The organism is Microbacterium sp. M, from assembly GCF_045181065.1.
Taxonomy (GTDB): Bacteria; Actinomycetota; Actinomycetes; order Actinomycetales; family Microbacteriaceae; genus Microbacterium.
In genome coordinates, this window is sequence record NZ_CP173721.1 from 2,582,465 (window position 1) to 2,604,194 (window position 21,730).

General features: G+C 70.0%; 21 protein-coding genes. 13 read left to right on the forward strand and 8 right to left on the reverse strand.

The genetic code is table 11. From position 1 onward, the window contains the following. Nucleotides 1-113 precede the first annotated feature (113 nt). The 4 genes from ACI7YT_RS12885 to ACI7YT_RS12900 are packed head-to-tail and all read right to left on the reverse strand — an operon-like array spanning nt 114 to nt 4,407. The gene (locus tag ACI7YT_RS12885) at nt 114-1,199 is read right to left on the reverse strand and encodes a hypothetical protein (RefSeq protein WP_406245931.1); all 1,086 of its coding nucleotides are present in this window, start codon (nt 1,197-1,199) and stop codon (nt 114-116) included. Next, on the reverse strand, nt 1,196-2,431 hold the full coding sequence (locus ACI7YT_RS12890) for an ATP-binding protein (RefSeq protein WP_406245932.1): 1,236 nt from the start codon (nt 2,429-2,431) through the stop codon (nt 1,196-1,198). Before ACI7YT_RS12890 ends, ACI7YT_RS12885 begins: the two co-directional genes overlap by 4 nt. Further along, the gene (locus ACI7YT_RS12895) at nt 2,421-3,083 is read right to left on the reverse strand and encodes a response regulator (protein ID WP_406245933.1); all 663 of its coding nucleotides are present in this window, start codon (nt 3,081-3,083) and stop codon (nt 2,421-2,423) included. The genes ACI7YT_RS12890 and ACI7YT_RS12895 overlap by 11 nt, the downstream gene beginning before the upstream one ends. A gap of 43 nt (nt 3,084-3,126) precedes the next feature. Beyond that, entirely contained in the window at nt 3,127-4,407 is a 1,281-nt protein-coding gene (locus tag ACI7YT_RS12900) for a class I SAM-dependent RNA methyltransferase (RefSeq protein ID WP_406245934.1), read from the reverse strand. A gap of 37 nt (nt 4,408-4,444) precedes the next feature. Between ACI7YT_RS12900 and ACI7YT_RS12905 the strand changes: the two genes are divergently transcribed. Together ACI7YT_RS12905 and ACI7YT_RS12910 are read left to right on the forward strand one after the other, a co-directional pair. Continuing rightward, nucleotides 4,445-5,101, forward strand: coding sequence for a Maf family protein (locus ACI7YT_RS12905; RefSeq protein ID WP_406245935.1), 657 nt, complete (start codon nt 4,445-4,447; stop codon nt 5,099-5,101). Between the two features lie 92 nt (nt 5,102-5,193). Further along, nucleotides 5,194-6,957 carry an acetyl/propionyl/methylcrotonyl-CoA carboxylase subunit alpha gene (locus tag ACI7YT_RS12910; RefSeq protein ID WP_406245936.1) on the forward strand — a complete coding sequence of 588 codons (1,764 nt, stop codon included), beginning with the start codon at nt 5,194-5,196 and terminating at the stop codon, nt 6,955-6,957. A 60-nt stretch (nt 6,958-7,017) separates the two neighbouring features. Here ACI7YT_RS12910 and ACI7YT_RS12915 read toward each other — a convergent pair whose 3' ends face one another. Beyond that, nucleotides 7,018-8,466, reverse strand: a complete 1,449-nt coding sequence (locus ACI7YT_RS12915) for an NAD(P)H-quinone dehydrogenase (protein ID WP_406245937.1) — start codon at nt 8,464-8,466, stop codon at nt 7,018-7,020. A 48-nt stretch (nt 8,467-8,514) separates the two neighbouring features. On the opposite strand from ACI7YT_RS12915, the gene ACI7YT_RS12920 reads away from it, so the two are divergent. Genes ACI7YT_RS12920 through ACI7YT_RS12935 form a run of 4 tightly spaced genes read left to right on the forward strand, consistent with a single transcriptional unit; the run spans nt 8,515 to nt 12,037 of the window. Beyond that, nucleotides 8,515-9,348 (forward strand): purine-nucleoside phosphorylase, encoded by an 834-nt coding sequence (locus ACI7YT_RS12920; RefSeq protein ID WP_406245938.1) that lies wholly within the window; start codon nt 8,515-8,517, stop codon nt 9,346-9,348. After that, on the forward strand, nt 9,345-11,018 hold the full coding sequence (locus tag ACI7YT_RS12925) for a phospho-sugar mutase (RefSeq protein ID WP_406245939.1): 1,674 nt from the start codon (nt 9,345-9,347) through the stop codon (nt 11,016-11,018). The genes ACI7YT_RS12920 and ACI7YT_RS12925 overlap by 4 nt, the downstream gene beginning before the upstream one ends. A gap of 13 nt (nt 11,019-11,031) precedes the next feature. Continuing rightward, nucleotides 11,032-11,757, forward strand: a complete 726-nt coding sequence (locus ACI7YT_RS12930; protein ID WP_406245940.1) for a TSUP family transporter — start codon at nt 11,032-11,034, stop codon at nt 11,755-11,757. A 19-nt stretch (nt 11,758-11,776) separates the two neighbouring features. Next, nucleotides 11,777-12,037, forward strand: coding sequence for an HPr family phosphocarrier protein (locus ACI7YT_RS12935; protein ID WP_406245941.1), 261 nt, complete (start codon nt 11,777-11,779; stop codon nt 12,035-12,037). Between the two features lie 11 nt (nt 12,038-12,048). Here ACI7YT_RS12935 and ACI7YT_RS12940 read toward each other — a convergent pair whose 3' ends face one another. After that, entirely contained in the window at nt 12,049-13,983 is a 1,935-nt protein-coding gene (locus ACI7YT_RS12940) for a BglG family transcription antiterminator (RefSeq protein WP_406245942.1), read from the reverse strand. A gap of 140 nt (nt 13,984-14,123) precedes the next feature. Here ACI7YT_RS12940 and ACI7YT_RS12945 point away from each other — a divergent pair, with 140 nt between their 5' ends. The 7 genes from ACI7YT_RS12945 to ACI7YT_RS12975 are packed head-to-tail and all read left to right on the forward strand — an operon-like array spanning nt 14,124 to nt 20,418. Next, complete coding sequence (locus ACI7YT_RS12945; RefSeq protein ID WP_406245943.1) at nt 14,124-14,438, forward strand: PTS sugar transporter subunit IIB; 315 nt, start codon at nt 14,124-14,126, stop codon at nt 14,436-14,438. Further along, nucleotides 14,435-14,719 (forward strand): HPr family phosphocarrier protein, encoded by a 285-nt coding sequence (locus ACI7YT_RS12950; protein ID WP_406245944.1) that lies wholly within the window; start codon nt 14,435-14,437, stop codon nt 14,717-14,719. Before ACI7YT_RS12945 ends, ACI7YT_RS12950 begins: the two co-directional genes overlap by 4 nt. After that, nucleotides 14,716-16,413: a phosphoenolpyruvate--protein phosphotransferase gene (gene ptsP, locus ACI7YT_RS12955; protein WP_406245945.1), complete on the forward strand. Its 1,698-nt coding sequence runs from the start codon at nt 14,716-14,718 to the stop codon at nt 16,411-16,413. The genes ACI7YT_RS12950 and ptsP overlap by 4 nt, the downstream gene beginning before the upstream one ends. Beyond that, the gene (locus ACI7YT_RS12960; protein WP_406245946.1) at nt 16,410-18,071 is read left to right on the forward strand and encodes a PTS mannitol transporter subunit IICB; all 1,662 of its coding nucleotides are present in this window, start codon (nt 16,410-16,412) and stop codon (nt 18,069-18,071) included. The genes ptsP and ACI7YT_RS12960 overlap by 4 nt, the downstream gene beginning before the upstream one ends. Further along, entirely contained in the window at nt 18,071-18,505 is a 435-nt protein-coding gene (locus tag ACI7YT_RS12965) for a PTS sugar transporter subunit IIA (RefSeq protein ID WP_406245947.1), read from the forward strand. The genes ACI7YT_RS12960 and ACI7YT_RS12965 overlap by 1 nt, the downstream gene beginning before the upstream one ends. Next, nucleotides 18,502-19,647, forward strand: coding sequence for a mannitol-1-phosphate 5-dehydrogenase (locus ACI7YT_RS12970; RefSeq protein WP_406245948.1), 1,146 nt, complete (start codon nt 18,502-18,504; stop codon nt 19,645-19,647). The genes ACI7YT_RS12965 and ACI7YT_RS12970 overlap by 4 nt, the downstream gene beginning before the upstream one ends. Nucleotides 19,648-19,656: 9 nt before the next feature. Beyond that, a complete protein-coding gene (locus ACI7YT_RS12975) occupies nt 19,657-20,418 on the forward strand; it encodes an alpha/beta hydrolase (protein WP_406245949.1) in 762 nt (253 codons plus the stop codon). 9 nt (nt 20,419-20,427) lie between these two features. On the opposite strand, the gene ACI7YT_RS12980 is transcribed toward ACI7YT_RS12975, so the two are convergent. Both ACI7YT_RS12980 and ACI7YT_RS12985 read right to left on the reverse strand, forming a co-directional pair. After that, a complete protein-coding gene (locus tag ACI7YT_RS12980) occupies nt 20,428-20,805 on the reverse strand; it encodes a DoxX family protein (protein ID WP_406245950.1) in 378 nt (125 codons plus the stop codon). Nucleotides 20,806-20,866: 61 nt separating this feature from the next. Continuing rightward, complete coding sequence (locus ACI7YT_RS12985; protein WP_406245951.1) at nt 20,867-21,730, reverse strand: carbohydrate kinase family protein; 864 nt, start codon at nt 21,728-21,730, stop codon at nt 20,867-20,869.

Consider the following 21,730-nt stretch of genomic DNA (forward strand, 5'->3'; position numbering starts at 1 on the left):
GGTCTCTCTGCCCCAGGGTAGGCAGACGCGGACCGGCCTACAGCGGACAGTTTTCGGGTAACTGTGCCGCAACTGGCGAGGGGCGGGCGTATTCGCCGCCCCTCGCCCTTCTCTCACCGAGGCCCCTCACCCCCGGCTTCTCCTCCCCCGGCCGGGGATGAGTCACGCGCACCGGATGACTCGGCTGCGCCGGGTGCCGCGGCGATACGCGGGATCTCGCGCCACAGCGATACCGAGTCCTCGTCCGAGGAGTTCCCACCGGCAGCGCGGCCGACGACCGTGACGGCGACGTTCGGATCGTGCGCCGCCCGGATGATGACTCTGCCTTCCTCAACGCCGGTCAGCACCGTGGCCAGCTCGTCGCGGATCTCGCGACGACGCTGCTCGTCGACGCCGTCGAACCCGCCCTCGTCGAACACGGTCACCGCGATGCCGCGACGACGCGCTGCTTCGATCGCTGTCCTGACCGCATCGTTGAGCAGACTCGCCCCCCGCAGTTCGTCGCGCAGACGCCCCTCGGCCAACCGCGCGCTCAGCCGTTCCTCATCCGTGAGCATGCCGTGCGCAGCGACGGTGCGCGAGAGCACAGGACCTGCGACCGCCAGCGCGTACTGCGTGCGCAGCCGCCGCTCGCGCTGGCGCACCTGCTGCGTCGCATGCCAGGCCGATACGGCGCGCTGGATGCCGGCGAGCCGCTCGGTGTCGGCGATCGCGCGATCCCAGAACAGCACGAGCAGCTGGGCCACCACGACCCACATGATCGAGCCGACGAGTCCGAGCTCGAGCGCGACCAGCACGCCGAGGAAGGACGAAGACGCGATCGCGAGCTCGCCGAGCACGATCCAGCCGATCACGAAACGGCGCCGCACGACGCACACGACGGCGAGCAGGCCCATTGCGCCGATGTAGGTGGTCGCGAAGGGCGCCGCACGGTGCTGCGGATCCAGCGCGAAACTGACCATTCCCGGGATCGCGTAGGCCGCGATCATCGCCAGGATGCCCGCCCACAGCGGCATCCTCACCCGGCGGGTCGCATCAGCCAGAACGGCGATGACGATGACCGCGACGTACAACGCGATGGCGACGAGCATGAGCAGCGGCAGAGCTGGCATCTGGATCCACCACAGCGCCCTGGCGACGAAGTAGACGGCGAAGCCGAGAGCGAGCGCGGTCGCGACCGTACGGACGGTGAGTCTCATTCGCGCTCCCACGAGAGCTCGACGACCGTGCCGGATCCGTCGGATTCGATCCGCGCGGTGCCTGCCACGGCCGCCATGCGCGCCATGATCGAGGCGCGGATTCCGAGACGATCCTCGTCGACGGCATCCAGATCGAAACCGGGACCCGTGTCGCTGACCGTCACCGTGATGCCGTCGTCGCCGTGCGCGACGGCCACGATGTGCAGACCGCGCCCCCTGGCATGGGCGACCGAGTTCCCGATCGCCTGGCGCGCCGCCAGCACCAGCGCGCGGGCGGCTCTGCCGGGGATCAACCCGACTCCGCCGCGCTCCTCCACGACGGCATCCGCGCCGGCCTCGGACAGCGCACGCCGCAGTTCGGCGACGATCTGCGCCGAACCGACCGGCTCGTCGCTGCCCTCCTCCAGCACCGCGGCTTCGGTGTTCGCCAGTCGCATGAGCGCTTCTCTCGCCATTCCCACCGCGAGATCCCTCGCGCGCGGGCTCTCGGCGCGCTCGGCCGCGATCAGGGCGGCGAGCACGCTGTCGTGCATGAGGGCCGCGACGGCGACGCGCTCCTCCTCGGCGGCGGCGGCTGCTGCTGCATGCGCGTAATCGGCGACCGCCCGTCCTCGGACGTCGTCGACGCCCGCAGCGACGGCGCGGAACATCCACCCCAGCGACACCAGCACGAGGCCGAGGATGATCGTGAACGACACGTCGAAGGCGGTCGTGATCCAGAAGTCGCGCTCGAACTCGCCCTGCATCATCCGCACCGCACCGTAGATCAACGGGACCGCGATCGCCCAGATGTATTGCATCCGCAGGGCGAACGCGAGCATCGCGGCGACCACGCCGACGTTGACGAGGAAGAAGATCCACGGCTGCTGGTCCGACGCGTCGTCGGAGCTGGCCACGACGAGCGGCCAGGCGATCAGCGCACCGACGTACAGGAAGGCGAACGCCGTGGACGCCAAGCGCACGCCGCGCCCGATCACACAGCACGCGAGCATCGCCGTCAGAGGCACGAAGACCACGACGAGCATCGCGATGTGCACGGCGTCCACCACCTCCATGCCGGAGACGGCCGCCAGCAGCGCCTGCGCACCGGTCAGCACGGAGCCGATCGCGACCACCGTCTGCAGGATGCGCTCCATGCGCTTGCCGGTGAAGCGCTCGAACTCGGTCTCCGCGGAGCCGGGCGACGGAATACGAGTCCACGCCTGGCGGATGCTCAGCGGATCAGCCGACACTCGCCGTTCCGTCCGGTTCGACGAGGCCGTCCTCCATCGCACGCCGCAGCAGGTCGATCTTGGTCGGCGCAGGGCGGCCGACCTCGACGTACTTCACCCTGATGCGATTGATGTTCTCCTTCGCGGTCGAATAGGCGACGCCCAGCCGTTCTGCGACCGCCCGCATCGGCAGGCCGGTCGCGTACAGCCGAAGCACTTCGCGCTCGCGCCACGAGAGCTGCGCGTCGGCGAAATCGCGATCGCCTTCGATGGCACTGGCCCATTCGACGTTGTTCAGCGCTTCTCCGCGTGCGACGGTGCGGATCGCATCGAGCACGTCGTCCAACGCCGAGGACTTGCTGATGATCCCTGCCGCTCCGGCGACGAGCGCCTCGCGCACGGCGACGGGCCGATCCGCGACGCTGTGGATGACCACGCTGGCGCCATCGTCGACGAGCGCCGAGACGTTCTCGGTGACGGTCGTGCCGTCTCCGAGCGTCAGATCCAGCACCACGACGTCGGCCGGTGGCGCGCCGGTCGTCCTGCGCCACTCCAGATAGGACCCGACCGTGCTGCCCGAGAACACCACCGTCTGCGATCCGTCGCGGCCGCAGGCGGCCTCGAGTCCGAGGCGGACGGACTCGTGGTCGTCGATGAGTGCCACCATGCTCATCCCGTCAGCCTAGCCATCGCCGACGCCGCCGACGCGACGTGTGTCACCGCGTGAGCAGCGCCACGACCTCGAAATGATGCGTGTGGGGGAACAGGTCGAGCGCGCGCAGCTGGGCGGGCTCGAATCCGTGGGCGCGGAAAGTGCCGAGGTCGCGTGCGAGTGCGACGGGGTCGCATGCCACGTAGACGACGGCCTCCGGCGACAGCGCGGCCACGGCATCCACGACGCCGCGCCCCGCACCGGAGCGCGGCGGATCGAGCACGACCGCACCGATCGGCGTCGACGGATCCAGCACCGCCTGCGGTGCCGGTCGGGGAGGACGCCGACGGCCGCGGACTGGCCGCGCCTCCTTGACCGGTGCACCGAGGAAGCGATCCACCCGCGCGGTGACGGCGGTGATGTCGAGCGGTGCGAGGTTGCGCGCCGCGTGCTCCGTGGCGCGTCGATCCGATTCCACCGTGATGATGTCGGTGGCGCCGAGATCGGCCAGGCTCGCGGAGAACAGCCCGACGCCGCCGTACAGGTCGAGGTGAGTGAGGCCGGGGTCCACTCGTCCGGTGAGCATGTCGCGCACCGTCGTGTCCAGAGCGGCCGCGGCTCGGTGGTGGACCTGCCAGAATCCGGAGGCGTCGACCGCGAAGGACCGCTCGCCGACGCGTTCGACGAGGACTTCGGGGTCCGGGCGACGGCCCTTCTCAGGGAGCGGGATCACTCTCACGTCTCCGTCGGCCGGCTCTACGAGCTCGATCCTTCCCGGCCGCGACACGCCGATCTTCGCCGCGGCCTCGGCGACGGCCGGACGCGCCAGCGGGTGGGAGGCGACCGGGATCACCCGGTGGCTGCGCGCGGCGAACGGGCCCGCCACACCGTCCGCATCGACGTGCAGCGTCACGCGCGTGCGCCAGGCCGTGCCGTCCGAGTCGTCGAGTGCCGAGATCTCCGGCGCCTCAAGGCCGCCGCCGGCGAATCGGTCGAGCGCCTCGGACAGCACCTGGCGCTTGAGTGCTCGCTGATGGCCGAGTTCGATGTGCCCGAGGTCCGCACCGCCGGGGCGGGCGGCCGGGTCCTGCGAGACGTCGGCCTCCGGCCAGACGTGCGGGCGACGATGGGGCGACGCGTCGAGCACCTCGACGGTCTCGGCGCGCCAGAACCGCCGCGTGTCGTGCGGCGCATCCGACGGGTCCTCGCTCAGTCGTGCGCGCACGCGTTCGCCGGGTATCGCGTCGGAGACGAACACCACCCGACCTTCGTGGCGTGCGACGAAGGTGCCGCCGTGGGCGATGCCCGTGATGTCGAGATCGAGCAGTTCGGCGGAAGACGTCATAAGCCCAGGATCCCACGTCGCCCGATAGCGTGAGTGCATGCGCGTCTGTCTCGCCTCCACATCTCCCGCACGTCTCATGCTCCTGCGCCAGGTCGGCATCGAGCCGCTCGCCATCGCTCCGGAGGTCGACGAGGATGCCGTGGCCGCCGCCGCCGCTCGGTCCCGCGGCGGGGAGCTGCCGCCCGGCGAGCTCGTGCTGCTGCTGGCCCGTGCGAAGGCGGCCGACGTCGTAAGCCGCCTGGCGTCCGAGCAACCCGACTTCGACGGACTCGTGATCGGCGGCGACTCGATGTTCGCGTTGAACGGCCGCGTCTACGGCAAGCCGTACACGCCCGAGGAGGCCACTCGTCGCTGGCGGGAGATGCGCGGCGAGACCGGCATCCTGTACTCGGGGCACTCGGTCCACCGCGTGATGCCGGGCGACGAGGCGCGCGAGGCGACGGCCGTCGCCGAGGCATCGGTCACTTTCGCCGAGGACATCTCGGACGCCGAGATCGACGCCTACGTCGCCTCGGGCGAGCCCTTGCACGTCGCTGGAGCTTTCACGGTAGACAGCCTCGGCGGGGCGTTCATCACGCGCGTCGACGGCGATCCGTCCACGGTGGTGGGAATGTCGCTGTCCACGCTGCGACGGCTGGCCGGCGACCTGGGCGCGACGTGGACGGACCTGTGGACGTCGCGTCCGACATCCTGACCCGTCTCTCGTAGGCTCACCGACACGATCCACGCGTTTTCTTGTGGAGGGTCGTCAAATCAGAGGCCCTCGTTCTCGCTAGGCTGGCAGTCATGCCCATCGAGAAGGTACTCATCGCCAACCGCGGAGAGATCGCTGTACGCATCATCCGCGCCGCTCGCGATTCGGGGATCTCGTCCGTCGCCGTCTACGCCGACCAGGACCGCGAGGCTCTGCACACCAGGCTCGCCGACGAGGCATACGCGCTCAGCGGTGCGACGAGCGCGGAGACCTACCTGCAGATCGAGAAGATCCTGTCCATCGCCCGCCGCTCCGGCGCCGATGCGGTCCACCCCGGCTATGGCTTCCTCGCCGAGAACGCCGAGTTCGCTCGCGCCGTCATCGGTGCGGGGATGATCTGGATCGGACCGTCCCCCGACGCGATCGAGGCCCTCGGCGACAAGGTGACGGCGCGTCACGTCGCCGAGAAGGTGGGCGCTCCGCTCGCCCCTGGCACGCCCGGCCCCGTGGCCGGTGCCGACGAGGTCGTCGCGTTCGCGCAGGAATACGGGCTGCCTATCGCCATCAAGGCCGCCTACGGCGGCGGCGGACGCGGTCTGAAGGTCGCCCGCGAGTTCGACGAGGTCGCCGAGCTCTTCGAGTCCGCGACGCGCGAGGCCGTCACGGCGTTCGGTCGCGGGGAGTGCTTCGTCGAGAAGTACCTGGACAAGCCCCGCCACGTCGAGACGCAGTGCCTCGCGGATGCCGAAGGCAACGTCGTCGTCATCTCCACACGCGACTGCTCGCTGCAGCGCCGCCACCAGAAGCTCGTCGAGGAGGCACCGGCGCCCTTCCTCACCGAAGAGCAGAACCGCCAGCTGTACGCGGCATCCAAGGCGATCCTCAAGGAGGTCGGCTACGTCGGAGCCGGCACCTGCGAGTTCCTGATCGGCGCAGACGGCACGGTGTCGTTCCTCGAGGTGAACACCCGCCTGCAGGTCGAGCATCCCGTCTCCGAAGAGGTCACAGGCATCGACCTCGTCCGCGAGCAGTTCCGCATCGCGGCGGGCGGCACCATCGACTACGACGACCCCGCTCCGCAGGGGCACTCGATCGAGTTCCGCATCAACGGCGAGGACCCCGGCCGCGGGTTCCTCCCCCAGCCGGGCCCGATCCACGTCTTCAAGACCTTCGGCGGTCCAGGCATCCGACTGGATTCCGGCGTCACCGCCGGCGACTCCGTCTCCGGCGCCTTCGACTCCCTGCTGGCCAAGATCATCGTCACCGGCAAGGACCGCGCCGAGGCGCTGGAGCGCGCACGTCGCGCCCTCGACGAGTTCGAGGTCGCAGGTCTCCCCACGGTCCTGCCGTTCCACCGGAAGGTCGTCCGCGACCCCGCTTTCACCGCCGAGAACGGCGAGTTCGGCGTCTACACGCGCTGGATCGAGACCGAGTTCGTCAACGACATCCCGGCGTGGGATGGAGAGCTGGAAGCCCCTGCGGCCGCGGCCGCGCGCCACACCGTGGTCGTCGAGGTCGCCGGCAAGCGTCTCGAAGTGAGCCTGCCAGACCGCGTCGCGGTCGCCGCGAGCACCGCAGGGCGACCGGCGGCTGTGCCGCCGTCCCGTCGCAGCCACGCGACATCCGTCTCGGCCGGAGCATCCGGCGACGCCGTGAAGTCGCCCATGCAGGCCACGGTCGTCAAGATCGCGGTCGAGGACGGCCAGCAGGTCGTCAAGGGCGATCTGGTCGTCGTGCTCGAGGCGATGAAGATGGAGCAGCCTCTTCAGGCGCACAAGGACGGCGTGATCGGCAACATCAGCGCGGATGCCGGGACCACGGTGTCCGCCGGCCACCAGCTGCTCACCATCAGCTGACGCCTACCTACGCGAAAGGGCGCCCCACCGCGGTGGGGCGCCCTTTCGCGTGTCCTGCGTCTACGAGATGTTCACCAGGTGCATCGCGCGGGACGCGTCCGTGATGCTCGACGACAGCGACGGGTAGGCCGCGAACACCCGCGACACCTGATCCACCGTCAGCCGACGCTCGACGGCGACGGCGATCGGGTAGATGAGCTCGGAGGCCTTGGGACCGACGATCACTCCTCCGATCACGGTGCCCGAGCCCTTGCGGGCGATGATCTTGACGAATCCGTCCTTGATGCCCATCATCTTGGCGCGGGGATTCGCCGCGAGCGGCAGCTTGTAGACGATGCCGTCCGCGACGCCGTCCTCGACGTCCTGCTCGCCCCAGCCGACCGTGGCGATCTCCGGTGCGGTGAAGATGTTCGAGGTGATCTTGACCTTCTCCAGCGGGATGACGATGTCGCCCAGCGCGTGGAAGACCGCCGTGCGGCCCTGCATCGACGCCACAGAGGCGAGGGGGAAGAAGTTCGTGCAGTCGCCGACCGCGTAGATGTTCGGCACCGAGGTGCGCGCCACCTTGTTCACGCGGATGTGACCGGACTCGGTGAGTTCGACGCCCGCTTCCTGCAGGCCGATGGATGCCGTGTTCGGGACCGAGCCGACGGCCATCAGGCAGTGGCTGCCCTCGACGGTGCGCCCGTCGGAGAGAGTGACGAGCACCCCGGCATCCGTCTTCTCCACCTTGTCGGCGCGCGCCTTGGACAGCACCTGCATACCGCCGCGCTTGAAGACCTTCTCGAGCACGCGCGCGGCGTCCTGATCCTCGCCGGGGAGCACCTGGTCGCGACTGGAGACGAGCGTCACCTTCGCGCCGAGGTTCATGTACGCGGATGCGAACTCGGCACCCGTGACACCGGATCCGACGACGATGAGGTGATCAGGCAGCGCCTTCATGTCGTACAGCTGCGTCCAGGTGAGGATGCGCTTGCCGTCGGGCTTGGCCGACTCCAGCTCCCGCGGAGCGGCTCCGACGGCGATGATGATCGTGTCGGCCTCGATGCGGTCGAAGTCCGTACCGTCTGGTCCGGTGGCGACGATGATCGCGTTCGTGCCCTCGAGGCGTCCGTGGCCGGACAGGATGCGCACGCCGGCATCCAGCAGCGACGAGCGCATGTCCTCCGACTGCTGGGCGGCGAGCGCCATCAGACGCTTGTTGACGGCGGCGAGGTTGATCGCGATCTCGGGCTTGAGCGGCTTGCCGTGTTCACCCTTCGCGAAGAACTGCACACCCAGATCGCTGGCCTCCGAGATCGCGACGGCGGCATCCGCCGTGGCGATCAGGCTCTTCGACGGCACGACGTCCGTGAGCACGGCCGATCCGCCGACTCCGACGCGCTCGACCAGGGTCACCTCGGCTCCGAGCTGGGCGGCGGCCAGAGCCGCCTCGTATCCGCCGGGACCGCCACCGAGGACGGCGACACGCTGAGTGCGCTCGAAAGGAGTTGAGGACATGGATTCCATTCTTCCGCAATCCTGGCCCCGACGCCGCACGCTTCCTAGAGTGGATCCATGACCGACATTCATGACCACCCCCTCGACGACCCGAACGCGAACCCGTTCGAGATCGCAGCCACGGCCGCCGCGGACATCGCGCGGATCAGCGGCGTCGAGAAGCACGACATCGCCCTCACCCTCGGCAGCGGATGGGGCAGGGCAGCCGACGTGATCGGCGAGACCGTCGCGACGATTCCCGCCACCGAGGTGACCGGGTTCTCCAAGCCCGCGTTGGAAGGCCATGTCGGCACCCTGCGGTCGATCCGCACCCCCGATGGCAAGAACGTCCTCGTGATCGGCGCCCGAACGCATTACTACGAAGGACACGGCGTCCGCCGCGTCGTCCACAGCGTCCGCACGGCGGCGGCCACCGGAGCGAAGATCATGGTCCTCACCAACGGCGCCGGCGGCGTCCGCGAGACCTGGACGCCCGGCCAGCCGGTGCTCATCAGCGACCACATCAACCTCACCGCCGATTCGCCCCTCGAGGGCGCGACGTTCATCGACCTCACCGACCTGTACGCGCAGCGGCTTCGGGACATCGCCCGCTCGATCGACCCTTCGCTCGACGAGGGCGTCTACACGCAGTTCCGCGGTCCGCACTACGAGACCCCTGCCGAGGTCCAGATGGCGAAGCACATCGGCGGCCACATCGTCGGCATGTCGACGGCTCTCGAGGCCATCGCCGCGCGTGAAGCCGGCATGGAGATCCTCGGCTTCTCGCTGATCACGAACCTCGCCGCCGGCATCCAGAAGACCCCCCTGAGCCACGCCGAGGTCATCGAGGCCGGACGCGAGGCGGAACCGGTCATCTCGGCTCTGCTGGCCAAGGTGGTCGAGGCTCTGTGAGCGCGGAGGACCTCCTCGCGTCGGCTCGCGCCTGGATCCGTCAGGACCCGGATGCCGAGACGCGCGACGAGCTCGCGGGCATCATCACCCTCGCCGCGGGCGGGGACGCCTCGGCGCTGGAGGATCTCGACGATCGCTTCCGTGCGCGCCTGGCGTTCGGCACCGCCGGCCTGCGCGGTGCGCTCGGCGCCGGCAGCAACCGGATGAATCGGGTGCTCGTGGCGCAGGCCGCTGCCGGCTTCGCCGCCTACCTGCTCGATCGGGCGCAGGGCACGACCCCCACTGTCGTGGTCGGCTACGACGGGCGGCGCAACTCGCGCCGGTTCGCCCTGGATTCCGCAGAGCTGTTCGCCGGAGCCGGCCTTCGAGCGATCCTGCTGCCGCGTCTGCTGCCCACTCCGGTGCTCGCCTTCGCGGTCCGCCTTCTCGGTGCGGATGCCGGCGTCATGGTGACCGCCAGCCACAACCCGCCGAACGACAACGGCTACAAGGTCTACCTCGGCGGTGCGGACGAGGGGTCCCAGATCGTGTCGCCCGCCGACGCGGAGATCGCCGCGCACATCCAGCGCGTGGCGGATGCCGGGGATGTCGGCGTCCTGCCCCGATCGGATGCGTATGAGATCGCCGGCGATGAGGTCGTGCGCGCGTACGTCACGGCGACGGCCGCCGTCGCCCCGGCCGGCTCCGGCGCCGATGGGCTCCGATGGGTGTACACCGCCATGCACGGCGTCGGATGGGAGACATTCGAGCGCATCGTGACGGCCGCCGGCTACCCGAAGCCGACCGCTGTGCGCGCGCAGCAGCATCCCGATCCGACTTTCCGCACCGTGGCGTTCCCGAACCCCGAGGAGCCGGGTGCGCTGGATCTGTCCTTCGACGTCGCGCGGTCCACCGGCGCCGAGCTCATCATCGCCAACGACCCTGATGCCGATCGGCTCGCCGTCGCGATCCCCGACGCCGACGCGCCGAGCGGCTGGCGACGCCTCAGCGGCAACGAGATCGGCCTGCTCCTCGGCGCCCGCGCCGCGCGGGCGGCCGAGGGGACGGCGGGGGCGACGCTCGCCTGCTCGCTGGTCTCGTCCCCCGGTCTCGGCGTGATCGCCGAGCATCACGGCCTCGGCTTCGCCGAGACGCTGACCGGTTTCAAATGGATCTCACGCGCCGAGGGCATCGTGTTCGGCTTCGAGGAGGCCCTGGGCTACCTCGTCAATCCCGAGACCGTGCGCGACAAGGACGGCATCTCGGCGGCGGTCGCCCTGCTGGGTCTCGCCTCGGAGGCCAGGGAGCGCGGCGCGACCCTCTCGACCCTGCTGGAAGAGCTCGGCGGAACCTATGGCCACTTCGGGAGCGGTCAGGTGTCGATCAGAGTCGAGGACCTGTCGATCATCGGCACCGTCATGGCTTCGCTGCGCCAGTCGCCTCCGGCATCCATCGGGGACGCCGCGATCGAGTCGGCGGAAGACCTGCTGCTCGCGCCGGCGGGCCAGCCGTCCGGCGACGTGCTGCGGTACCGCCTCGCGGGTGGCGGTCGCGTCATCGTCCGCCCCAGCGGCACCGAGCCGAAGCTGAAGGTCTACATCGACACGCAGGCGGACTCCGCGGATGCCGCGGCGGACGCCGTCGCCGCCATCGAGTCCGGCGTGCGGGTGCTGCTGGAGGAGCGCTCCTGAAACGCTTCGCACGATGATCCTGCTGCTCGCCGTGCTGGCGACGGTTGTCGCCGGGGCTGTGCAGCGTCTCACCGGACTCGCGTTCGTCCTGGTGCTCATCGGTCCCGCCGTCCTGATCCACGGCCCCGTCGAGGGGGTCACGGTGGCCGTGCTGCTCGCCGTCGTGGCCGCCGTGGTCGCCATCCCCTCGGGGTGGCGACTGATCGACTGGAGCCGCACCAGGTGGCTGCTCGGCGTCGGGATCGCGGCCGCTCCGTTCGGCGTGCTCGTGACACGGTTGCTGCCAGAGGCGGCGCTGCTCTTCATGATCTCGCTTCTGGGGATCGCCGCGCTGCTGGCTCCACGATTGGGCGGGCCGATCTCCGCGGTACTGAAGGGACGCCGTGGCGCGGTGTACGCCGGAGCGGCGGCCGGGTTCCTGCACGCCTCCAGCGGCCTGTCCGGGCCCGCTCTGGCCGCCTACGCGGTCGGCGACCGCTGGGAGCAGCACCGCTTCGCAGCGAGCGCGCAAGTGGTGTTCCTCGGGTACGGGCTGGTGTCGGTGCTGCTTCGCGGGCTGCCGTCGGCCCCGGTCGGCGAGATGATGCTGCTCGCTGCGGGGACGGCCGGCGGCATCCTCCTCGGGACGCTGCTCACCCGGGTCGTCTCCGCCCGAGTGGCCAGGAGCATGATGCTGTGGTGCGCGTGGGCCGGGGTCCTCGTCGTCCTGGGCAGGGCGTTCCTCGCCCTCGTGGGGTGAGGACGGATAGCATCGCTGCATGCCCAGCCGCCGCGTGAAGATCAGCGCACACAACGGGGCGCACGCCCGTCCCGTCGCCGAGCTCGCCCGGCTGGCCATCGCACACAGCGCACCGGTCACGCTGGCGACCTCGGAGGGAACGGTTGTCGAGCTCGCCAGCATCCTCGCGGTCATGGATCTCGCCCTCGTCGAGGGCGACGTCGTCACGATCGAGACTCCGACGTCCGCTGACGCGGATGCACTGCTGGATGCGATGGTCGAGGTGCTCGCGCCGAGGTGAGCCCCGCGTGATCAGCCGTCGATGACGGCCACCAGCTCATCGAGGAACGCCTCGAAGCTCGTGGCCCTGCGCACCAGCCGCTGGACGCTCTCGCGCTCGCTGAACACTTCGACCAGCTGCTCGAACACGGTCTGGAAGGCGGCCCGGTCGCTCTCGCTGAACGCGGCGAGCGCGACCACCTGGACGCGACCGTCTCCCCATGCCACGGATCCGTCGGCCACGCCGATCGCGATCGCGGTACGACGGGCCGTCATCTGCAGCGAATGCGGCACCGCGAGCGCGTCGGTGAACGCGGTGGATGACATGCGCTCGCGCTGGATCGTCTTGTCGACGTACTCGTCATCGATGAGGCCCGCGGCGACGAGCATCCCGCCGAGGCGGCGGATGATCGCCTCGTCCCCGGCATCCGGCAGCGGGTGCACGAAGGCGCTCGCGTCGAAGTACCGAGACAGCTCCGCGCGCAGCTGAGCGAGCCGACGGCCGCGGCGCACCCGCGCCGCCGCCTGCTGCACGCGTTCCACATCCGCCTCGCCGAGGAAGGGCTGCACGCGGACGAACCTATCCCCCGACGCGCCGGGTTCGATCGTCGACAGCACCAGGTCCGTGTCGAAGGATGCCCAGTCCGGATCGACCGAGGTGACCACGCGCGTGACCTCGATCGCGGAGCCGAGCGAGCGGTCGACGCTGGAACGGAGCAGCTCGTGCAGCTCGTAGTACCCGGGGCACACGATCGTGGCGCTGAGGATCGTGTCCGCCTTGCGGCTGCGCTCGAGGCGACCGCCGACGTGCATCGCGATGTAGGCGATCTCGTCGTCGTTCACCGGCAGGTCGAGCCGGTCGTGCAGTCCGCTCGCGATCGACACGGCCACCTCGAAGATCATCGGATAGGACGATTTGAGCGACCGCGTCAGCGGATTGCGCGTCCACGCCTGCTCCTTCGCACGCCGCAGCAGGTTCTGCACGTGCAGGCTGAGCCGCAGGATGAACGCCTCGTCCTCGAGGTCGACCTGATAGTCGTGCGCCGCGCGGGCGATCTCCGCGCGCACCGCCTCGTCAACACCCCCATCCACACCGCTGCGAGCGACCTCGACGGCGCTGCCGCGCCCAGGGGCGACCACGCGGGTCAGCACCAGCGTGGCCAGATGGGCGCTGTCGCCGACACCGAGGCGCACGCCGAAGTGCTCCTGTGCCAGACGGCTGATCTGCTCGCCGACGCGGACGATCTCACCGTGCGCGTCCGCCGCGCGGTCCTGCGCGGCATCCGTCTCCAGCGGCCGGCCTGCGGCGACCCTGTCGGCCGCGATCGCGATGTGCAGCAGCACGTCGGAGATGGCCAGCTCGTTCACGTAGTAGCCCAGTGCGCCCAGTTCGCGCACCAGTGCGGTCTTGAAGTCGGCTACGGCACCGGAGCCGACGACCTCCCCCGCCAGCGCATGCCGGATCGTCTCGGGGCGGAACGCGGCAGCATCCATCTCGTCGTGCGCGAGCCGGCTGAGCAGCCGGCGCTGCGCGGCCTCGGTCCCCCGCAACCGGATCGTCTCGCGGTCGCGCTCCAGGGCGAGATCGGTTCCGTCCAGCAGCGCGCGGACGCGGGTGAGATCGGACTCCACCGTCGCGTCGGACACGTGCAGGCGATCGGCCGTCTCGTACAGGTCTATGCCGTCCGGCTGGTCCAGCAGCATCCGGATGACGGCATGCAGGCGCTCTCGCGGTGCCGACTCGTCGGCCCGCGCGCGCAGAGCCGCTCGGGCGCCTGCGCCGGCGCGATATCCGGCCGGCCCAGAGTCGACGGCATCCGTCGCAGGCACGCGGGAGTTCAGCGCCGCGACGTACGAGCGGATGCTGCGCGGAGTCACCCCGAGCTGATCGGCGAGGCTGCCGGCCGTCGCCCACCCGTCCTGGCGCAGCAACGCGGAGAGGAGCTGATCCTGGCGCTGGCGCGTCATGGTCCCTCCGAGTCTGAATGCCGGCTTCGTCGCACTCTCATGATGCCAGCCCTGAGCCAGGAAGAGGCGGGACCGGGTGTTCCGCAGGGGCGGAAAGAAGCCTGGTGGTGCCGTTCACAGCGCGTTCCCAGAATGGAACCATGGCATCGAAGAGGATCCTCGTGGTCTGCGGCGCAGGGGCGTCGAGCACTTTCGTCGCGCAACGACTGCAGCGCGCCGCGACCGACGCGCACCTGGCGTGGGACGCCTTCGCCGGCACCGAGTCGACCACCGCATCGCGCGATGCCGATCTGATCCTCGTCGGCCCGCATCTCGCCGACCGCCTCGGCGCCATCCGCGCGGCGAGCCCGTGCCCGGTGCTGCCGCTCCCCGAAGACATCTTCACCGACCGCGACGGCACGCGCACGCTCGCGCTCGTGCGGTCGGCACTCACCGCCGAGAAAGGAACACCATGACCGCTGCATCCCGCACCGTCCGGATCGGATCATCCCACGGCCTGCACGCTCGTCCAGCGAAGCTCTTCGCGCAGGCCGCGAAGGAGTCGGGCATCGCCGTCACCGTCGCGAAGGACTCCGGCAAGCCGGTCAACGCCGCCAGCATCCTGGGTGTGATCGCCCTGGGTGTCGACCACGGCGACTACGTCACGCTCACCGCGGACGGTGAGAACGCCGACGCCGTGCTCGACACGTTGACCGAGCTGCTCACGACCGACCACGACGAGGAGTCGGCCGGATGAGCACGCTCCGCGGAGTGGGGATCGGGTCCGGCGTCGCGCAGGGACCCGTCGTCCGCATGGCGGACCCGCTTCCGGATCCTGAGAACGCCAGGAGCGCCGTCGGTGCCGATCAGGAGCGCACCAGGGTCCGCGAGGCGATCGCCGCCGTGGCGAGCGAGCTGACCACCAGAGCTGAGACGGCCGGAGGTGCCGCGCAGGAGGTGCTCGAAGCCCAGGCGATGATCGCCGAGGACCCGAGCCTGCAGGACGAGATCGACGCGCGCATCGATGACGGCACCACAGCGGAGTGGGCGGTGCACGACGCGTTCGCGGGCTTCAAGGCGACTCTCGAGGCCGTCGGAGGCTATCTCGGCGAACGAGCGGCCGACCTCGACGACATCGCACAGCGCGTGCTCGCCCGGTTGCGTGGTGTGCCAGCGCCCGGAGTCCCCGACCCGGGTCATCCCTTCGTGCTGGTCGCGCGCGACCTCGCGCCCGCGGACACGGCACTGCTCAAGCTCGATCAGGTCCTGGCGCTCATCACCTCTGATGGCGGCCCGACGTCCCACACCGCGATCCTGGCCAGGGAGAAGGGCATCGTCGCCGTCGTCGGCGTGGCACAGGCCGGCGTCCTCACCGACGGCGAGACGGTGATCGTGGATGCCGCGGCCGGCGCCGTGACGACCGAACCGTCCGCCGACGAACTCGGCCGCGCAGCCGAGCGCGCGTCGGCCAGGCAGAGCGCCGAGGCGCTTCCCCCGACGCCGGGCGCCCTCGCAGACGGCACCCCCATCGCACTGCTGGCGAACCTGGGCAAACCCGCCGACGCAGCGGATGCGGTAGCGCGGGGGGCCGAGGGCGTCGGGCTCTTCCGCACCGAGTTCCTGTTCCTCTCGGCCGCGCAGGCGCCGACCGTCGCGCAGCAGCGCGAGTCGTACCGCGAGCTGCTGGCCGCGTTCGAGGGGAAGAAGGTCGTCGTCCGACTGCTGGATGCCGGGGCGGACAAGCCGCTCGCCTTCCTCAACGACGCGCACGAGGAGAACCCGGCCCTCGGTCTGCGAGGCCTGCGGGCGCTCCGCGCGAGCGAGGACATCCTGCGCGAGCAGCTCACCGCACTCGCCGAAGCGGATGCCGAGACGAGTGCCGACCTCTGGGTCATGGCCCCGATGGTGACCACCGTCGAGGAGACGGCGTATTTCACGACGCTCGCCCGCGAATACGGGCTGAAGACGGCCGGTGTCATGGTCGAGGTGCCTGCGAGCGCGCTGCTCGCCGACCGCGTGCTCGCGCACGCCGATTTCGCCTCGATCGGCACGAATGACCTCACCCAGTACACGATGGCCGCCGACCGCATGCTCGGATCCGTCGCCGGATTCCAGGACCCGTGGCATCCGGCCGTGCTGCGCCTCGTCGGCGAGGTCGGCGCCGCCGGCGCTCGGGCGAGCAAGTCGGTCGGCATCTGCGGTGAGGCCGCCGCCGATCCGCTGCTCGCCGTCGTGCTGGTCGGACTCGGCGCGACGAGCCTGTCGATGGCACCGGCCGCTCTGGCCGACGTCCGGCTCGCGCTCTCGGAGCGCACGCTCGACGACGCGCGACACCTCGCCGAGATCGCCCTCGCTGCGGATGACGCCGCCGGCGCTCGTGCCGCGGTCGCCGCGGCCGTCGCAGATCTCACCCCTCACCCGAACCCACAGCAGAAAGAGACGACATCATGACGACGACGTCACCCGCGCAGAAGCAGGGAAGGCTCCGGGTCGGAGTCCAGCGCTTCGGCACGTTCCTCTCCGGCATGATCATGCCGAACATCGCGGCCTTCATCGCCTGGGGCTTCATCACGATGCTCTTCATCGCGGTGGGCTGGCTGGGGTGGTGGACCCCTGTCGCACCGCTGCTCGGCGGCTTCGGCGACGCGGGTGCCATCAACTGGCCCGGAGCCATGACGACAGTCGCGCTCGATGAGAACGGTGATCCGTTCAATCAGTTCGTCGGACTCGTCGGGCCCTCGATCACGTATCTGCTGCCGCTCCTCATCGCCAACACCGGTGGTCGGATGGTCTATGGCGAGCGCGGCGGCGTCGTCGCCTCGATCGCGACGATGGGTGTGATCGTCGGGACCAACATCCCGATGTTCCTCGGCGCGATGATCATGGGGCCGTTCGCGGCGCTCGTGACCAAGTGGATGGACAAACTCTGGGACGGCAAGATCAAGCCGGGCTTCGAGATGCTCATCAACAACTTCTCCGCCGGCATCCTCGGCATGCTACTGGCCATTCTCGGCTTCTTCGTGTTCGGTCCTGCGATCCTCTGGGTGAGCGATGTCCTGGGTCTCGCGGTCGGCTGGCTGGTTCTGTACAACCTGCTGCCGCTCGTGTCGATCATCGTCGAACCCGCGAAGGTGCTGTTCCTGAACAACGCGATCAACCACGGCGTCTTCACGCCGCTCGGCATCGAGCAGGCTCAGGAGACGGGCAAGTCGATCCTGTTCCTGATCGAGGCCAACCCCGGCCCCGGGGTCGGACTGCTGCTCGCCTTCTCGTTCTTCGGGATCGGCGCAGCGAAGGCTTCGGCCCCCGGCGCCGCCGTCATCCAGTTCCTCGGAGGCATCCACGAGATCTACTTCCCGTACGCGCTCAGCAAGCCGGCCACGATCCTCGCGCTGATCGCGGGCGGTGCCACGGGAGTGACGACGAACATGATCCTCGGCGGCGGCCTGGCGTTCCCCGCAGCGCCCGGCAGCATCATCGCCGTCACAGCGGCCGCTGTCAGCCCCGCTGCCGGTGGCATCGCGAATCTCCTCGTGGTGTACCTGTCGGTCATCCTCGCCGCCACCGTGACCTTCCTCATCACCGGTCTCATTCTCCGAGCATCGCGCAAGCGCGACCTGCTGGCCGAGGCCGACGCGTTCGGCGCGGCGATCGCGCAGACCGAGGCCAACAAGGGCAAGAAGTCCGCCGCGATGGACGCCCTGCGCGTAAGCGGTGACGCGGCATCCGTCGCCGCAGCGGACGAAGCACTCGACAAGCTCGAGACGCAGGCCGAGACCGGCGGTATGGCGGACGGCGGTGTCCTCGCCACGCGCCGGATCACCGACATCGTCTTCGCGTGCGACGCCGGCATGGGGTCGTCCGCGATGGGGGCGAGCGTGCTGCGCAACAAGTTCAAGAAAGCCGGCATCGAGGGCGTCACCGTCGTCAACAAGGCGATCGCGAACCTCGACGGCACGGCGGATCTGGTCATCACCCAGCAGCAGCTGACCGACCGCGCCCAGGCGCAGTCGCCCGACTCGCTCCACATCTCGGTCGACAACTTCATGAACTCGCCGAAGTACGACGAGGTCGTCGAGATGGTCCGCGACCAGCGAAAGGAGGCATGATGAGCGTTCTCACCCTCGGCCAGGTCCGCATCCACCCCGGCTCCGCGACGCAGGAGGCGGCACTGCAGGAGGCCACGGACATCCTGGTCGCCGCCGGCGCCGTCACCCCCGCGTACGTCGACGCGATGCGGCAGCGTGAGCAGACGGTGTCCACCTTCATGGGCAACGGCCTCGCGATCCCGCACGGCACCAACGATGCGAAGGACACGATCCTCGCCTCCGCGCTGTCCGTCGTCCGCTACGACGGCGGGGTCGACTGGGCCGGCGACGAGGCAACCTTCGTGATCGGGATCGCCGGCGTCGGAGACGAGCACCTCGACATCCTGTCGCGGATCGCGATCCTCTTCTCGGAGGAGGACGACGTCGCACGCCTGACGGCCGCACAGACCCCGGACGAGCTGTACGCGCTGCTTTCGGAGGTGAACGAGGGATGAAAGCCGTCCACTTCGGCGCCGGGAACATCGGGCGCGGTTTCGTCGGCCTGCTGCTGCACGAGGGCGGCTACGAGGTCGTCTTCTCCGACGTCGCCGACGCCCTGGTGGACGCCCTCGACGCGGCGGACCACTACACGGTCCGCGAAGCCGGACCCGGTGGGGTGAACCGGATCGTGACGGGCTTCCGGGCGCTCAACAGCCGCAGGGATCCGGATGCCGTCATCGCAGAGGTCGCGACGGCCGACGTCGTGACCTGCGCCGTGGGGCCGACCGTGCTGCGCTTCATCGCTCCCGTCATCGTCGAGGGGCTGCGCCGACGGCACGAGGACGCCGCACCGCTGGCCGTCATGGCGTGCGAGAACGCGATCGGGGCGACCGACACGCTGCGCGCCGAGATCGAGCGGCTCGCCGTGGGCGATGCGGCCGCCCTCACCGCCCGGGCCGCCTTCGCGAACACGGCCGTCGATCGGATCGTTCCGGCGCAACCGGACGGGGCAGGGATCGACGTCACGGTCGAACCGTACTTCGAATGGGCGATCGAGCAGGGGCCGTTCCGCGGCGAACTGCCGACCATCCCCGGCGCGCACTTCGTCGACGATCTCGCCCCCTACATCGAACGCAAACTGTTCACCGTGAACACCGGGCACGCCGCGACCGCGTACTTCGGCGCGCAAGCAGGGCACGAGCGGATCGCTGATGCGCTCGCCGACCCGGCGGTCGCGGCATCCGTCGGCGCAGCCCTCGAGGAGACCTCGGCGATGCTGGCCGCCGTGCACGGGCTCGACCCGGCGGAACTGGCCGACTACCGTGCGACGATCCTGGAGCGGTTCCGAAATCCGGAGCTCATCGACACCGTGCAGCGCGTCGGCCGTCAGCCGCTGCGCAAGCTCTCGCGGCACGAGCGCTTCATCGGTCCGGCGGCTGAAGCCGCAGAGCGAGGGCTGTCGACGGCGGCGCTCGTCGCCGCTGTCGCCGCCGCGCTCGCGTTCGACGATCCGGAAGACGAGCAGTCCGTCGAGCTGCAACGGCGTCTCGCCTCCGAAGACGCGGCGGCCTTCACGGCATCCGTCACCGGACTGGATGCCGAGCATCCGCTGTTCGCCGCGGTGCGCGCCGCGGTCACTGCCAGGCAGCAGCGCTAGCCTGAACGGGTGAGGAAGAGACGCGGACGGCGGATCGTCGCCTGGATCCTGGGGTCCCTGGGCGCCGTCATCGTCCTCGGGATCATCGGGATCGTCATCTGGAGCCAGGTCGGCGTCATGGCGGCCGAACCGGAGCCCCTGGCGAGCGTGAGGGAGAATCCCGATGTCGTGATCGATGACGCGGATCAGGGCATCGTGCTCTCCCCCGCGGACGGCGACAGCGGGATCGGGCTCGTGTTCATCCCCGGCGCCAAGGTCGACCCCTGGGCATACGCCGCGATCTTGCAGGGCATCGTGGCGGAGGACGGCGTCACTGTCGTGATCACGCGGCCGTGGCTCAACCTTGCCTTCTTCGACCCTCGCGGCGTCGACGCCTTCACCTCTGCCGCGCCGGAGGTCGACTCGTGGATCGTCGGCGGGCACTCGCTGGGCGGCGTTCGTGCCTGCCAGCTGGCGTCGGATGCCGAGGCCCTGCTGCTGTTCGCCTCGTACTGCGCGGCCGACCTCGCGGAGACCGACCTCCCCGTGCTCAGCCTGGCCGGCAGCGAAGACGGCCTCTCGACGCCGGAGAAGATCGCCGATGCCCGTCATCTGCTCCCCGAGAGCGCCGAGCTCGTCGAGATCGACGGAGCGTCGCACGCCTCGTTCGGCGACTACGGCCCTCAACCAGGGGACGGGACGCCCTCGATCTCGGACGACGCGATGCACGCGACGGTCACGGATCTGACCGGCCGGTTCGCCGACGACCTCGCGGCATCCGTCGCCGGCTGAGCGGGAGCGTCAGGAGACGAACGGCTCCACGGCGAGGCGCCCCCACGCGAGGAACACCATCGCAGCGAGGAAGAGCAGATCGCCCAGGAAGAGCGTGTACTCGTTCCGACGGATGCGCTCGGTGGCGGCGCCGGCCATGTAGAGCGCCAGCGCGGATGCGGCGAGGGGAACGAGCACGGGCGCGATGCCGACCAGCGCGGGCAGCGTCAGGCCGATCCCGCCGAGGATCTCGAGCACGCCCATGAACTTGACCTGGGGACCGGAGAAGTCCTCGGCCCAGTGCGTGGCTGCGGCGTACCGCTCGTACGGCCACGCCAGCTTGATGATGCCGCCCACGACGTAGGCGAGGCTGAAGACGCCCGCGACGATCCAGAGTGCGATGTTCACACCTGCACAGTACTACCGGACTGCGCCCCCGTTTCGGCTCGGTCGCCTGCGGCGTCCTCGCTCAACGACCGAGGTGGGGATCCAGCAGCGGATGCAGGTGGCGAGTGCCGAGCACGGTCGACGCCGAGCGGGCCCCGGCTTCGAGCGCCGCGGGAACACCGAGCCCTGACAGCCGCGCATCGAGGACTCCGGCGAGGAATGCGTCGCCGGCGCCGTTCGTGTCGTGGACGTCGACCCTGATGGCTGCGACGCGGTGCTCGCCGCCATCGTCATCCACGGCCACGGCGCCGTCCGCACCCAGAGTGCACACGGCGAGCGACGCACCGGCCGCGATGCGGGAGCGCAGGAAGGCCACCGGGTCATCCAGCTTGTCCGCATTGCAGAACACGGCATCCGCGACGGCGAGGAACGGGCGATGGAACTCGGCCTCGCCGTCGTAGTCGTGCACGTCGACCCAGATCGGGACGCCCGTCTCGGCGGCCATCGGCAGCAGACGCAGCGGCTCGGCCGCGAGGTCGAGGACGAGAGCGTCGGCATCCGCCATCGTCCGACGGATCCGATCGTCCTGCGCACCGTCCGAAGCCGCCGGCGACGACAGGTAGAGCGAGACGCGCTCCCCCGCAGGGGTCATGAGGTTCAGGTGCCGCTCGGTCTGCGCGCTCGTCCCCCAGAGCGTCGGCGCACCGGCATCCGACAGGGCGGAGCGCACCCGGCGGCCGTCCTCGTCGTCCGCGCTCAGGGCGTACAGCAGCACGTCGCGGCCGAGCGCGGTGAGGCTCAGCACCTTGCCCGCACTCGTGCCGCCCACGGTCTCCCACGAGTCCTCGGCGAACTGCATGTGCGGCACCGGCTCCGGCAGGTGATCGAGCACGACCAGACGGTTCCAGGATGCCGGGCCCGCGATGAACACGCTGGGGGACGTCAT

Excerpts from the sequence above, each read along its gene's own strand:
- ACI7YT_RS12885 (WP_406245931.1), bottom strand. The coding sequence starts at position 1,199 with ATGAGACTCACCGTCCGTACGGTCGCGACCGCGCTCGCTCTCGGCTTC.
- ACI7YT_RS12895 (WP_406245933.1), bottom strand. The coding sequence starts at position 3,083 with ATGAGCATGGTGGCACTCATCGACGACCACGAGTCCGTCCGCCTCGGA.
- ACI7YT_RS12900 (WP_406245934.1), bottom strand. The coding sequence starts at position 4,407 with ATGACGTCTTCCGCCGAACTGCTCGATCTCGACATCACGGGCATCGCC.
- ACI7YT_RS12905 (WP_406245935.1), top strand. The coding sequence starts at position 4,445 with ATGCGCGTCTGTCTCGCCTCCACATCTCCCGCACGTCTCATGCTCCTG.
- ACI7YT_RS12910 (WP_406245936.1), top strand. The coding sequence starts at position 5,194 with ATGCCCATCGAGAAGGTACTCATCGCCAACCGCGGAGAGATCGCTGTA.
- ACI7YT_RS12915 (WP_406245937.1), bottom strand. The coding sequence starts at position 8,466 with ATGGAATCCATGTCCTCAACTCCTTTCGAGCGCACTCAGCGTGTCGCC.
- ACI7YT_RS12920 (WP_406245938.1), top strand. The coding sequence starts at position 8,515 with ATGACCGACATTCATGACCACCCCCTCGACGACCCGAACGCGAACCCG.
- ACI7YT_RS12930 (WP_406245940.1), top strand. The coding sequence starts at position 11,032 with ATGATCCTGCTGCTCGCCGTGCTGGCGACGGTTGTCGCCGGGGCTGTG.
- ACI7YT_RS12935 (WP_406245941.1), top strand. The coding sequence starts at position 11,777 with ATGCCCAGCCGCCGCGTGAAGATCAGCGCACACAACGGGGCGCACGCC.
- ACI7YT_RS12940 (WP_406245942.1), bottom strand. The coding sequence starts at position 13,983 with ATGACGCGCCAGCGCCAGGATCAGCTCCTCTCCGCGTTGCTGCGCCAG.
- ACI7YT_RS12945 (WP_406245943.1), top strand. The coding sequence starts at position 14,124 with ATGGCATCGAAGAGGATCCTCGTGGTCTGCGGCGCAGGGGCGTCGAGC.
- ACI7YT_RS12950 (WP_406245944.1), top strand. The coding sequence starts at position 14,435 with ATGACCGCTGCATCCCGCACCGTCCGGATCGGATCATCCCACGGCCTG.
- ptsP (WP_406245945.1), top strand. The coding sequence starts at position 14,716 with ATGAGCACGCTCCGCGGAGTGGGGATCGGGTCCGGCGTCGCGCAGGGA.
- ACI7YT_RS12960 (WP_406245946.1), top strand. The coding sequence starts at position 16,410 with ATGACGACGACGTCACCCGCGCAGAAGCAGGGAAGGCTCCGGGTCGGA.
- ACI7YT_RS12965 (WP_406245947.1), top strand. The coding sequence starts at position 18,071 with ATGAGCGTTCTCACCCTCGGCCAGGTCCGCATCCACCCCGGCTCCGCG.
- ACI7YT_RS12970 (WP_406245948.1), top strand. The coding sequence starts at position 18,502 with ATGAAAGCCGTCCACTTCGGCGCCGGGAACATCGGGCGCGGTTTCGTC.
- ACI7YT_RS12985 (WP_406245951.1), bottom strand. The coding sequence starts at position 21,730 with ATGACGTCCCCCAGCGTGTTCATCGCGGGCCCGGCATCCTGGAACCGT.